This is a genomic window from Candidatus Melainabacteria bacterium, assembly GCA_003963305.1.
Taxonomy (GTDB): Bacteria; Cyanobacteriota; Vampirovibrionia; order Obscuribacterales; family Obscuribacteraceae; genus PALSA-1081.
Map to the genome: position 1 here is coordinate 162,248 of RXJR01000023.1, position 13,156 is coordinate 175,403.

At 48.8% G+C, this 13,156-nt stretch carries 12 protein-coding genes; 2 read left to right on the top strand and 10 right to left on the bottom strand.

What is annotated here, in order from left to right; all coding sequences use genetic code 11:
* Window positions 1–269 precede the first annotated feature (269 nt).
* Genes nuoB through EKK48_22590 form a run of 6 tightly spaced genes read right to left on the bottom strand, consistent with a single transcriptional unit; the run spans window position 270 to window position 7,520 of the window.
* Window positions 270–1,043: an NADH-quinone oxidoreductase subunit NuoB gene (gene nuoB / locus EKK48_22565; protein ID RTL38084.1), complete on the bottom strand. Its 774-nt coding sequence runs from the start codon at window positions 1,041–1,043 to the stop codon at window positions 270–272.
* 9 nt (window positions 1,044–1,052) lie between these two features.
* Complete coding sequence (locus tag EKK48_22570) at window positions 1,053–2,531, bottom strand: hydrogenase (GenBank protein RTL38085.1); 1,479 nt, start codon at window positions 2,529–2,531, stop codon at window positions 1,053–1,055.
* The gene (locus EKK48_22575) at window positions 2,528–3,958 is read right to left on the bottom strand and encodes a hypothetical protein (protein RTL38086.1); all 1,431 of its coding nucleotides are present in this window, start codon (window positions 3,956–3,958) and stop codon (window positions 2,528–2,530) included. The genes EKK48_22570 and EKK48_22575 overlap by 4 nt, the downstream gene beginning before the upstream one ends.
* Window positions 3,959–3,967: 9 nt before the next feature.
* On the bottom strand, window positions 3,968–4,618 hold the full coding sequence (locus tag EKK48_22580; GenBank protein RTL38087.1) for a hypothetical protein: 651 nt from the start codon (window positions 4,616–4,618) through the stop codon (window positions 3,968–3,970).
* Complete coding sequence (locus EKK48_22585) at window positions 4,615–5,589, bottom strand: hypothetical protein (GenBank protein RTL38088.1); 975 nt, start codon at window positions 5,587–5,589, stop codon at window positions 4,615–4,617. The genes EKK48_22580 and EKK48_22585 overlap by 4 nt, the downstream gene beginning before the upstream one ends.
* Window positions 5,544–7,520, bottom strand: coding sequence for a hypothetical protein (locus tag EKK48_22590; GenBank protein RTL38089.1), 1,977 nt, complete (start codon window positions 7,518–7,520; stop codon window positions 5,544–5,546). The genes EKK48_22585 and EKK48_22590 overlap by 46 nt, the downstream gene beginning before the upstream one ends.
* A gap of 156 nt (window positions 7,521–7,676) precedes the next feature.
* Between EKK48_22590 and EKK48_22595 the strand changes: the two genes are divergently transcribed.
* The gene (locus tag EKK48_22595) at window positions 7,677–7,997 is read left to right on the top strand and encodes an ArsR family transcriptional regulator (protein RTL38090.1); all 321 of its coding nucleotides are present in this window, start codon (window positions 7,677–7,679) and stop codon (window positions 7,995–7,997) included.
* Here the strand turns inward: EKK48_22595 and EKK48_22600 are convergent.
* The 3 genes from EKK48_22600 to EKK48_22610 form a co-directional block, all read right to left on the bottom strand.
* On the bottom strand, window positions 7,994–8,905 hold the full coding sequence (locus EKK48_22600; GenBank protein RTL38091.1) for a universal stress protein: 912 nt from the start codon (window positions 8,903–8,905) through the stop codon (window positions 7,994–7,996). The genes EKK48_22595 and EKK48_22600 overlap by 4 nt on opposite strands.
* 24 nt (window positions 8,906–8,929) lie before the next feature.
* On the bottom strand, window positions 8,930–9,406 hold the full coding sequence (locus tag EKK48_22605) for a universal stress protein (GenBank protein ID RTL38092.1): 477 nt from the start codon (window positions 9,404–9,406) through the stop codon (window positions 8,930–8,932).
* Between the two features lie 87 nt (window positions 9,407–9,493).
* Window positions 9,494–9,775 (bottom strand): hypothetical protein, encoded by a 282-nt coding sequence (locus EKK48_22610; GenBank protein ID RTL38093.1) that lies wholly within the window; start codon window positions 9,773–9,775, stop codon window positions 9,494–9,496.
* Window positions 9,776–10,084: 309 nt separating this feature from the next.
* Here EKK48_22610 and EKK48_22615 point away from each other — a divergent pair, with 309 nt between their 5' ends.
* Window positions 10,085–10,366 (top strand): XRE family transcriptional regulator, encoded by a 282-nt coding sequence (locus EKK48_22615; GenBank protein ID RTL38094.1) that lies wholly within the window; start codon window positions 10,085–10,087, stop codon window positions 10,364–10,366.
* 60 nt (window positions 10,367–10,426) lie between these two features.
* On the opposite strand, the gene mgtA is transcribed toward EKK48_22615, so the two are convergent.
* Window positions 10,427–12,937, bottom strand: coding sequence for a magnesium-translocating P-type ATPase (gene mgtA, locus EKK48_22620; protein ID RTL38095.1), 2,511 nt, complete (start codon window positions 12,935–12,937; stop codon window positions 10,427–10,429).
* Between the last annotated feature and the right edge of the window lie 219 nt (window positions 12,938–13,156).

A 13,156-nucleotide genomic window follows, 5' to 3' on the forward strand; every position in this document is an offset into this window, starting at 1 on the left:
CAGGCGTGTAGTTAAGGCTCTAAGTTATCTCGAACTGAGAATCTTACCCTCTTGGCAACCACACGGCTTGCATTCCACTATGGCATAGATATCTTGCACACAGCTTTAATGACCAGGCGCGGGCGGCCTCATGCTTCAAGACGAGTAACAATCAGCATTAACAGAGCGATCGCCCGAGCACGTAACATTAGCTCAAACAAAGGCTGTTTTGAAAAGGCTCCAGCCTACATCCTGACATCAAGACCTGCTCAGTACAAGCCCTCAACAACTCAAACCCCCTCGCGCCCCATCAACCGGAACAATCCTTCCACTATGCTCCACGGATGCGGCGGGCATCCAGGTATATAAAAATCGACCGGCAGCACGTCGGCAACACCGTTAGCCTCGGCGTAACCGCCGCGATGTACGCCGCCAGAGCAAGCACATGTTCCCACAGCGACAACTTTACGAGGTTCAGACATAGCCATGTAGCAAGATTTCAAAGCTTCATGCATGGCTTTCGGCACCGGACCCGTAACAAGCAAGACATCAGCAAATCGTGGGGAAGCCACAACTGTAATTCCGAATCTCTCCATATCGAAAATTGGATTACCGGATGCAGAAAGTTCCAAATCACAAGCGCTACAGCCAGTAGAGACTACTCGGCAAGCGATTGATCTCTTGAACAAATTCCTCTGGGCAGGCACCGTACTCGATGCCGGCTGAATTGCAGTTCTTGCAGTCGACAAAAGTAAATCATCTTTAGTGGCACGTGCAACGCTGATCCGTTTATCACTGACTATCGTCTTAGACGGGCATGCAGATATGCACAAAGAGCAGTTGATACAAGCGCTCAAGTCGATAGTGACCGCAGCGCCATCTCCTGAACGATCGCGAGCGATAGCATTAGTCGGACAAATTTTTTCACAAATATCGCACTCTTCCGACACGCAGGGGGTATCGGTAAGTTTTGGCAGGCACCGCGTTTCATCAGAAAACGCGTCGGGCATTTCTCTGGCTGTGACTACACCTTCGCCAAGCAAATAAGCAAGCATTTTAAGCACAATCACACCTCACAAATCGTGCCCCCCGTAGGAGAGCGCAAAGCTCTTGTTGCACAGAGGAAAGTCTGCAAGAAGATTATTCCGAACAGCGATAGCTAGAGCAGTCCAGTTGTTGACACTCGGATCTTTGATCGCATAGCGCTTTACTGCACCGTCTGCGTCGGTAAAGACCATGTGTATAAGCTCTCCACGATAAGCTTCCACGACAGACACACCGACACTGTCTTTTTTCAGATGCTCAGGAGGCTCTTCGAAAAACTTACCGGGGGGCATTTCATCGATAAACTTTTCAATTAACATCAGACTCGTCTCAATCTCGCTAATGCGAACCTTTGATCGACTGAGGATGTCGCCTTCGTGTTCTACTGCAACAGCGGGTTTGATCCGAGGATAAACACCATGGGCGAAATAACTACGCGCATCATAATCCTGATCGCTGGCACGTCCAGAAGGTCCAGTCAAGCCGAAATCAAAAGCAAGGCGTTTCGAAACACGACCCACACCAGAAAACCGATCGACAGAAACTTGATTTGAGAGCATCGACTTCAGAGGTGGTGCCAACTTTTTCCTCAGTTCCACCGCTTGTTTCTGAATCTGAGCCAGACGACTATCGGGATCGTGGAGCACGCCACCCGGGCAGACAAATCCACGAATCAAACGGCTGCCGCTGAGTAACTCGCCCAGTCCCAGCGCTACTCCTCTCAATCGACTCAGTGAAGCGGCGACGCCCAGATAACCGATATCACCAGCAAGACCACCGAGATCGCTTACATGCATGGCAACGCGCTCAATCTCCAGAGCCAGACTGCGCAGATAAAGAGCTCGTTCAGGAACCGCAATATCTGAAGAATTTTCGAGAGCAGTAGCGTTTGCCAGGGCGTAAGCAGCCGCGCTGTCACTGGCAGCCGACTCCGCGAGGAATCTCAGCTTCTTCCACGGCACCTCTGTCATGCGCTTTTCGATACCGCGATGAAGATAACCAAGGCGTATTTCCAGGTTGTAAACCACTTCTCCCAGACAGCTAAAGTGAAAGTGCCCCGGTTCGATGATACCGGCATGAATAGGACCGACAGGTATTTCATAGATACCGCTTCCACTCACACGCATCGATGAATAAGTCCGGAACGGAGAATCCGGATTTTCAGCAGCATCTGGCAGTAATGGAAAGAAGGATTCCCTGTACGATTCATGCAAAAGGTTGTGCTTGAGTCGGGGATGCCCTTCTGGTATCAGGCCAAACATATCCCATAGCGTTCGCTCTTGCCAGTGCGCCTGCGCTATGTGCGCGGTCAGAGAATGGTAGCGATTTGTCTCCATCGGTGTGTACCAGAGCTCAGCATCGCCTGACTCCGTATTCAGTATCAAAGTGACAATCTGCCTTCCGTCAACCGAAGTGATCGAGCCAAGACGAGTGTCGGGATGCTGCAGTCGCTTCTGCAGCAGCGCCAATCGTTCTCCATCGGGTACAGTCAAAACCTGGAGCTTCATAAGATTCCCAGAATCTCCTGCGTGAGTCCTGTAACGCCCATGAACAGTGAGCCACAGCAAAGCAGCAGTGGAATAAGAACGTTAGCAGCCGACAACAAAATCCGAGATTCGTGCTTAGGTGTGCCAAGAACCATATTGCAAACGTGCACGCTAACGGCAATAAAACCCAAAGCGAGCGAAGCCATCAAACAAATAGCAAAGAGAATCTGTCCCGAACTCATTGCCTTCATCAATATCAACCATTCAACGACAAAAGAGCCGAAAGGCGGCATCCCTGTCACAGCAGCAGCAGCGAGGATAAGCGCCAGAGCACAAGCAGGCGAACTCTTCAGCACGCCACGAATCTTTGACAACTCTTTTGTGCCGCCAAGCTGAATGATGTTACCGGAAAGAAGAAAGAGAGCCACTTTTGCAATGCTATGGTTGATAGCCTGCAGCAAGAAAAGTGATGGCGCACCAAGACCAATTGCAGAGAGCATGATTCCGACATTTTCGATGCTTGAATAAGCCCAGAGCCTCTTGATTCCAATTTGATTAACGAGAAATAGAGTCGAGGTAAAGGTGGTCAGCGCGCCCCAGAATATTGGCACGTTCGTAGCCAGCGTGTGGTAGTCAGTCAACTTGACCAACTCGGTCAGTCGGCATATTGCAAACAGGGCGCAATTCAACAAACTTCCTGAAAGCATTGCCGAAGCCGGTGCCGGAGCTTCCGAGTGGGCATCAGGCAACCAGGTGTGCAGGGGAAAAAGACCGGCTTTAGTGCCATAGCCCAGCAAGCAAAAGACGTATCCAAGCTGCACGAATTTTGGCTGCAAGTGTTTCGCCGCCGCAGTCAACAAGCGGATATCGAGTGTACCGGCAGGAATGAAATGTTGACTGGCAGCGAAAAATAGAATAGTACCGAGCAGAGCGAAGGCAATACCGACGCTGCAAACGATCAAATATTTCCAGGTTGCTTCAAGGGCGTGCTTGTCGCGTCCATAATAGACAAGCGCCGCAGAAAACAACGTCGTCGCCTCGATTGATATCCACATGAATCCAAGGTTTTCCGATAGAAAAACAAAGTCCATGGCACAAAGAAAGAGCGCTGCGTAAAAGTAAAACCAGTTTTCGTTTTTTGGAACGGTCAAATTTCCGAGCTTGCTTTCGTTGGTGAAAAATACCGTCGCATGACTCAAGGAACTAGCTGCCACCACATTTGTAAGTACGACAAAAGCAGCGGATAGATGGTCAAGCCCGAAATCGACTGGCAATTTGAAGTGCAGATTAGCGTCTCGAAAGACCGGCGCCGTCAGCGCAATGACAGCAGCTAACTGCCCCCACATCAAAATGGGAACCAACTTTCGCAGAACCGTATTAGGCACACTGAAAAGACTGAGCAAACAGATAATTAACGGAATAAGGCAGAATGCAAGTAATTCGTACATGACTGCTCCTTAATCCCTCAAATCGCTCAACTGAGCAATATCAATATGCTCAAAACTCTTCTGAATCTTGAAAATCAGCAGACCAGAAACCATGACAGCAACGAGAAGGTCTAGCAGAATTCCCATTTCGACCATAAGCGGCATGCCTTTTGTTTGAGTAAGCGCGAATGTATAGATGCCATTTTCAATAACCAGAAAACCAACGACCTGACTTATTGCCAGTCGCCGCGTCAACATCAAAATCAAACCGGAAAGCAATAAGGAAATTCCGGCGGAAACGCCCAGCCAAGAATGACCTGCTACTTCCGAAGATGGAATGCCTTTAGCAAGCGCAAAGCTCAGTACAAATAGAACTATGCACAAATGCATCGACAAAGGCGCAGGCAGGAAGGTGCCCATGTCACGTTGAGCCATGAGTTTTTCGCTTATCCAGGCAAGGAAAGCCGGCACAACCAGCGCCTTCAAGAGACCAATCACTGCGCCGATTACACACAATTCCTGATCACCCGTGATACTACCTATGTTGATAGTTGCGGCAGCAATTAAAAGTGCCTGAAAAGAAAACAGCCACAGGTTCACCCTCAGATGCAGCGATCCCAGGGCAAGACAAGCAAGCAGAGCGGCTGACAGCAAGCAAATTTCGTAGGGCGCTAATGTCATAAAATGGATTTCCCGCTAACAGCAACAAAAACAGCAATCAAACTAACGGTCATGATATAGGCTACAAACTCGGGGATTTTCCGCCACTGCAACTTAACAATCAAACCTTCGAGAACGCCGACCAGAAACGCCAGTAGAAAAATTCCGGCGACGCTGCAAAGCTCTTTCTCCAGCAGATTGCAACGTGCGTATGCTGGAATAGTATGCAGGAAACATTGCGCCGAGAGTCCCCAGAACATCGCCATCTTCAATACTTGCGTAAGTTCCAGGAGAAATAGATTTTTTGCCGACGCTTCAAGAATCATAGCTTCGTGGACCATTGTGAGTTCCAGGTGGGTGGTCGGGTCATCAACCGGCATTCGACTCAGCTCAACCAGACTGGCTAGAAAAACAGCAACGCCGACGAGCAGCCAGACGACAGACATACCAGCACCGGGAGTGCTGGCAAAGATAACTGTAAGATCGGTGCTGTTGCAGGTGATTGCTAGCGCGATCAAGGCCAAACAAATGGCCGGCTCTACCAGAAAATTCAAAGTCGCTTCGCGGCTCGCACCAAACGCACCAAACGGAGAGCCTGCGTCCATCGCACCGAGCATGGTGAACATTTTTGCCAGGGCGAGAACATAAATGACCACGAAAATGTCGGCTTGATGTGACCATGGTTTGATGGCTACCCAGGGAATAAGCCACGAAAGGGTCAACGCCGAGGACAAGCCGACAACTGTAGAGATGCGAAACACACCGCACATAGTGCCGCTTAAAGTTTCGTCCTTTTGAAAAAGCTTTGTCAGGTCCAGAAAAGGCTGCCAGATCGGTGAGCCGATGCGATTTTGCAAGCGAGCCTTAGTTTTTCGCAAAATACCAAGACAAAGTGGCGGCACAAAAGCGAGTGTAACGACAAACAGACTCCATACAAGTACCCGATTCAAAGCACTACCCCCAAAAGAAGGAGCACAATCAAGGTTGTACAGACATAGAGCAAGTACAAATGTATGCTCCCGGCTTGCAGACGGGCGATCAAACGAGACGCTTGAGTAATCAAAACTACAAGCGGAGCGTAGACTTTCGTCTCAAGAATCGAAACTATTTTGGTGTCAACGTGAATGCGCTCGGGGAAGTGGCGACGATCTACGCCATCGATTTTCGACAGATTGTGATATCGGAGAATCGGCCGAAAAATTCTGGCGGAAGGCTGTGCAAACGAGTCAGCAGTGACCTGCGCTTTGACGTTTTGCTGGCCGTAACCACAATCCCAGGTAATATACTCTCGAGTTTTTGCAGGACGCAAATAGGCGAAATAAGTTGCCAGGCATATTGCCGAGAGACTTGCAGCCAGCGGAAATATCGGCAGCTTCAAGGACACAGCCATGACTTGCAAACCACTCTGCGACAAAGCCTTGCCGATAGTTGAAACAAGCAAGCCAGCAAATAATCCCGAGGCGATACAGCATATCGCCAGGAAAAACATTGATGCGCGCATTCCCGCCGAACACTCCTTTGCGGTAGCAACACCGTGGCTGCGAGCGTTTCCGAGAAAAATGACACCTAAAGCCTTTACCAGGGCAGAAAGTGCCATCGCGCCAATCGCCGACAGAGTGCAAATGGCTAACACCGCAACGCCTTTTTCCACCAGGCCGGTGCGAGCACAAATGCCGGCAAACAACGACTGATATAGCAACCACTTGCCAGGAAAACCATTGAGAGGCGGCAAAGAGCAGAGAGAAAGGGCTCCGATGCAAGTGCAAATCCATGTGACCGGCATACGTTTTGCCAATCCGCCCAAATGCTCAAGCTCCAGGGTGCCAGTGGACCATTGAATGGCACCAGCGGAAAGGAACAGAAGAGACTTAAACAACCCATGATTCAGGCACTGCATGATCGCAGCAATGAGAGCCATACTTGCTATCAACGGCTGACCACTGAAATTGGCGTACATACTGAGCGAAATACACATCAGTATGAGCCCCATGTTTTCAATACTTGAATATGCCACAAGTTTCTTCAGCTGATTCTGCACAAGCGCAAAGAGTACACCCCAAAACGCGGTAACAGCACCAAGTAAAAATGCAAAACAGACTACAGAAACAGAGTTTAAATGACCAAACAGAAGAATACGAATCATTGCGAGCATGGCAACTTTACTCATAAATCCGCTCATTAGCGCCGAAGAGGGAGCGGGTGCAGCAGAATAGGCATACGGCAGCCAGAGGTGAAACGGCCAGATGCCTGCTTTGATACAGAGACCAAGGAGCACGAGAAAAGCCGGGCCGTGTGTCGAAGGTTGAGAAAAATCCCAGTTTGCAAAATTCCAGCTGTGTGTAACGACATACATCCATAAAAAGCCGGATGCAAGAAACGCACTAGCCATGCGTGTCGCGCTGAGATAGATTAACGCAGCTTTACGTGTCTTTTTCTGCACGTGCTCACTTGCTACGAGCGCTGCGGAAGACAACGCCATCGTTTCCCAAAACACCAGAAATCCGATGGCATCAGCACTGCAAATCACCAGCAGCAACGACAGGGCAAATAGTAAAAATGAAACCCAGTATTGACCTTTATGGACTTTGTCATTCATGTGGTCCAAATAGGCTGGGGTGAAAATAGCAACTGAAAAGACGAGAACTGAAAAAAGAACGACAAACAGTCTCGTCAGATCATCCACACGAAACGAAAGCAGAAAGACGCCGACAACGAATGGTGGTGGCAGCTGGTAATAAAAGACCCGACCCCAGGTCAAAACCGCGGCTCCAAACACAGCAATGGCAAAAGCGGAGAGCAAAACACTACCGATGCGATCGGAAAGGTTATGCTTCAACGCCGCCGCAAATAATGAAATTCCGCTTATCACAACTGCTGTGCTGAAAACAATTTGATCGCAGAGCGCTGGCGAAATTAAGGACACAAAGGCCACCCGTACTAAGTCATTTTTAGTATAAAACTAATTGCACAAATACGCAATTTCGCAACTATGATAAACTCTAAGCAAGTAAAGAAATCCCTGAGGCGCGCAATTATTTATGAACGATAACTGGCGAACTCTTCCTAGAACCGTGCTGTGATGACAGAAAAACTAGTTGCCTTCAAAGCGGAATTCTTCAAAGCTCTATCCAATCCCCTGCGGATTCGCATTTTAAACGAATTGAGAGACGCAGAGTTAACAGTTTCTGAACTGAGAGACCGTCTCAGTGTCGGATTGCCAAATCTTTCGCAACAACTCTCGGTGTTGCGTTCAAAGAATCTTGTAATTGCCAGAAAACAGGGCAACAACATTTATTACTCATGCAGCGATTCCAATATATTTTATCTGCTTGATGTCGCCAAAAAGATCTTCAACAACCACCTTATCGATTTGCAGAAAACACTTAAGGACATGAGCTAGACAATCACGTGCATCTTCGCCTTTTTCATCGAGTAATGTTTGACAATTTCAACCGAACATTCGGCATGCGATGAAACCGCATCAGCAACACTTCCGAACACAATATCCTTATATGTACGCTGGGAGTGACTGCCCAGGACAATCAATCCCGCTTCGAACGCTTGAGCCGCATTGATTATTTGTTCACGCGCATCGCCGTACACTATTTCATAGCAAGCACAGTTGTCGCCAAACTCTGAATTCAGACGCGCCACATGATTTCGCAACGCTTCTTCCACACCGGCTTTCAATGATTTCTCTTCCTTCAGGAGCGTCTCTCCAGAGTTATGCTTCGACAGAACAGCTCCATGTTCATTTTTTAGCGCCGTAACACACTTAAATCTGACGCCATCAGGCCAGGAAGCCTTCAAAACATGTTCTATTACGTACTCAGTCTGTTCCGATCGGGCGGGCGATTCGTCTAGAGCGATCACTACATTTTTCGGCGATCGGGCTTGATGTCCATTCTTAACAATGCGAACAGGACACGCTGCATTCAGGGCAACAGCACGCGATGTGCTGCCCCACAAAAATCTCGTCAACGCGGATCGTCCATGCGAACCAATAACAATCAAATCGGCTTTAAATGCTGCTGCAGTATCGATGATTACTTGATCAGGATAACCAGCTAACGACTCTGCGGAGACCTTGCAATAGGGAAGATGCTGCAAAATTGTAGCTGCCACAGATCGCACATGGGCTTGCGCTTGTTCAGCAGCCTCTGCCGCATGCACAGCCAGGAACGGTTCAAAAAGCTCAACGACTGTCAGCACCTTGATTTCATCGTTGCGTCCATAACGCATTGCTATCAGCGCATCTGCGCTTGCTTGAGAATGCGGTGACAGGTCGGCGGCAAATAGGATCCTCATTAGATTCTCCGAAAGACTGATCAATTACTTCGAAACATTCGCGGCTTCAGCAACAGTTTCAGCTGCTGCGTTTTTGCTCTTCTTCAATCTGACAATTTGCACGGAGCAAGTGCTATTTTGCGGAATGGATTGAGCAATCTTTCCAAAGAAGCGATTAGGCGAATTGCCATGCGCACCGATCAAAATGCGATCAGGCATCCACTCAGCAGCGCTGTAGATTATCTCCAGGTGCGGTTCTCCGCATCGAACTTCAGCATAGACCATAGATTGAGGGCAAGATTCGGAAATTTGCTGCCTTGCCTTCATTACCAGATCATTGGCAAACTTTTTCCTCTTTTCCAATTGTTTCGCAGTCTCGGCAGCAGCTTCTGCTTCGGAACTCAAGGAGCCAACCACAGTCAGAATCTTGATCTGTGTATCAAGCGGCCATTCTGTCGTCGCCACTTCATTAATGATCTGATTTGCAAACTCTGTCTGGTCAATTGCGACTATTACTTTCATTCCTGCACCTTGCTCCTGTCTGACTACATCCAACAAATCATAACGGCACCAGCATGACACTAAAATGCAGCAGGCACCACGGGCATCTCAATTCTTCTGAGAACTACAGTTCTTACGCCAGGTAAGATTCAAGAAGCGACTGAATGCCCAACCGACAAAACCACCGATGCATAGAGCCATCACAGCCATCACTGCTTCACCGTAAAACCGTGTGCAGGCTAAAAAGAAAAGTGCTGTGAGGAGAGCGCTAAAAATAGTCACTCCAAGGAAGAAGTGCCCCATCCGCTCATTTACATCTCTGAAACATTCGAACAGAATGCCGAAAAACAATCCTACGCATCCGGCTCCGACTATCTGCATGATCATCATCTCACTAAACCTCGAAAAACCGTTGCTTGCACAATCAGTTTGCACCAAAACACGAGCTGGCACCTCCGTCTAAGGGCTTAAAGCTCCGTTTCAGGTCACACCGAACTGAAAAGTCATCCCAAAAGATGATACTTTCGAAGCCGATCCGGCTAATCCTTTTGATTGATCTGGTATGAGTCTTGAATGATTTAGCATGAGTCGATGGAGCGATGTTTTGACGCAGAATCTGCACCATAATAGGCATCATAGTGAAGAGCAGAGAATCGCAAAATAATCAGAATCCACTCAAAATTGGAATAGTTATCAACCATGACTAACAACAGTACATTTTTGAAAACATTTGGAGACACGATTACATCGCGTCGGAAACTCCTACAGATCTCTCAGAAAGATCTATCTGAGCGATGTGGAGTTGATCGCGCTTACATCTGCCATTTAGAAAGCGGCAGACGAAACCCAAGTATCGAGCTATTCAATCGAGTCGCAATTGGGTTGAAGATGAAGCCGTCCAGGCTTTTAGCAATGTGTGAACGCAACGCAGAAATTACTGTCCCGCTCCCCACGACCAGCAATGGTGCGGAAGCGAGCTGAGCGTCCCGCTCGCACGGTAAGCAATGCTGCGGGCGAGCTCAACGTCCCGCTAACTTTTGGTCACCGAAGGCTCCCCCTGGCATAGAATCTGGTGCTGACTACGGCAACTATAGCCAGATATATAACAGCGATAATTCCAAGCATGATGAAGAATGAGAGCGGAAGCGCTGTAAATTGAAGCAGCGCTCCAAGCCTCGTCTGCGTCAGGAGGCAAGCCACTATTAGAGTGGCGACGCTGGCAATCGCAAGCGGAGCGCTCGGGGTACTCAGCCAGAACTTCCGCCTCGTACGAATGACGAAGATGACCAGTATTTGTGTCGCTAACGATTCGATAAACCAGCCTGAACGGAAGAGGGTTTGATCCGCTTTTAAAACTGCAAGCAGCAAAAAGAAAGTAATGAAGTCGAATATCGAACTGATTGGACCAACACTGAGCATAAACTTCTGGATGCTCGACATGCTCTCGCGACAAGGTTTTGCCAGTAACTCCTCATCCACATTATCGGTCGGCAGAGCCAGTTCAGAAAGATCGTACAGGAGATTGTTCAGCAAAATTTGAAAAGGAAGCAGCGGCAAGAAAGGCAAAATCAAACTTGCTGCGGCCATGCTGACCATATTTCCAAAGTTGGAACTTGTCGCCATCATTATGTATTTGTGCACATTGGAAAAGGCTCGCCGTCCTTCGCGAATACCAGCGTGCAACACGCGCAGGTCGTGCTCCAACAAAACCAGGTCGGCAGCTTGTTTCGCCACATCAACGGCACTGTCGACCGAAACTCCGACATCAGCTGCGTGCAACGATGGCGCATCGTTAATTCCATCGCCCAAAAATCCAACAATCTTGTCCCGTCCACGCAAAAGGATAATAATGCGATTCTTTTGAGATGGGTTGACACGGCAAAACAAATTCACCTGGTCGATCTTCAAGCTCAGGCTGGCATCATCCAGAGCGTCAAGGTCTGCGCCCGTAAGACTGCCTGTAACTGTAAACTGCAATTCATTGCAAACGTAGCGCGCCACCAATTCATGATCGCCGGAAAGGATTTTTACATCAACTCCATCGTCTTTCAAAGCACGAAGTGCTGCCGAAGCTGACTGTTTAGGTGGGTCCAGAAAAGCCGCGAAACCCAGAAATGTAAGTTTCTCTTCGTCGGCAACTGTCAGTCCAGACAATCGCTCCGAATTTACCCGACAAGCGACAGCAAGAATATGAAATCCACTGGACGCCAATTCAGAGAATAGATCATTGATACGAGTCCGATATTCAGATATCGGATACAAACGACCACCTACTTTGCAGTCCGAACAGACAGAGACGACTTCTTCAACAGCACCTTTGACGCACAGAAACTGGCGATCGTTCTGCTCTAGTAAGACAGACACACGCCTTCTCTCGAAATCGAACGGCACTTCATCGATTTTGTGGTACAGGGCTTTTTCACCGCGGTCCTGAAACGCACGCATAATTGCATCATCAAGCGGGCTCTTAATGCCTGTCTCATTGGCACTGTTCAAGTACGCGAAGCGGAGCACCTCATCACACGACTTCCCATCCAGATCGATATGTTTAAACAGCTCAATCTTGCCTTCAGTCAATGTTCCAGTTTTGTCGGTGCACAGAACGTCCATAGACCCGAGGTCTTGTACAGCAGACAGGCGTTTGACAATCACCTTTTCTTTCGCCATCAACAAGGCGCCACGCGCCAGAGTGACAGTGACAATCATGGGCAACAACTCGGGCGTCAAACCAACAGCCAGAGCAACGCTGAACAACAACGATTCCAACAATGGGCGGTGAAACGAGATGTTGATGACAAATGCAAAGACTACAAGCACTATGGTGAACCGCAATATCAAATTGCCGAAACTTTGCAATTCCCTGTCAAATGAAGTTGCAGAGCGCTGCTGCGCCAGGCTGAGACTGAGTTCACCAAATACAGTGCGAAGCCCGGTCGCAGAAATCAACAGTTTTGCTGTTCCGCTGCTGACAGAGCTTCCTGCGAAGCACTTAGTTTCACTGCTCAAATCAGACGACTGAGCGGCATTTTCCAGATTCGACGAAACTGAGACAACCTTTTCCACCGGATAGGACTCGCCTGAAAGGCTCGATTGATCGACGAATAAGTGTTTAGCCTCAAGAAGTACGCCGTCGGCGGGAATCAGATCTCCGGCTGACAGCAAGACAACGTCACCGGGCACGATACTGTCGCTAGGTACACGAACTTCATGCCCATCTCGAAGCACACGAGCACTCAAGGCCACACTTGCCGATAACCTTTCCACGGCATCGTCAGCTTTCCTCTGTTGGCAGATGTCCATTGCGATGCTAATCGAAACGACCATCAGGATTATGGCAAAGCTGCCGGTCTCGCCCGTCAAAGCCGAAATGAAGCCGGCTGCCAGCAAGATACAGACAAGCGGATTTCGCAATCTATCTAGTATGGATTTGAGCCAGTGGGACTTTGCCTTCTTGCCAAAGCTGTTTTTGCCCCAGCGTTCAAGAAGTGCTGCGGCTTCGCCGCTGGTTAGCCCGACGTTAGATTGATTGGCGAGGGCTTCGGTGAAGGACATTGGTGGTTTAACTGGAGATTCCTATATCTTCTCACAAAGCCGCCAGCTGGGGTTCCTGACCTTGTTTCCTACCAGAGCATGACCAGTGCGCCTCATCCCAAGGGATGAGTTTTAAAGGGTGAACGGCAAAACTCGGGCTCGGCACGTCGACTAAATACTACTCGCGACGGATGCACATACAGCTCAGAACTGTTCAAATGATAGTACGAGCTTTTTCTA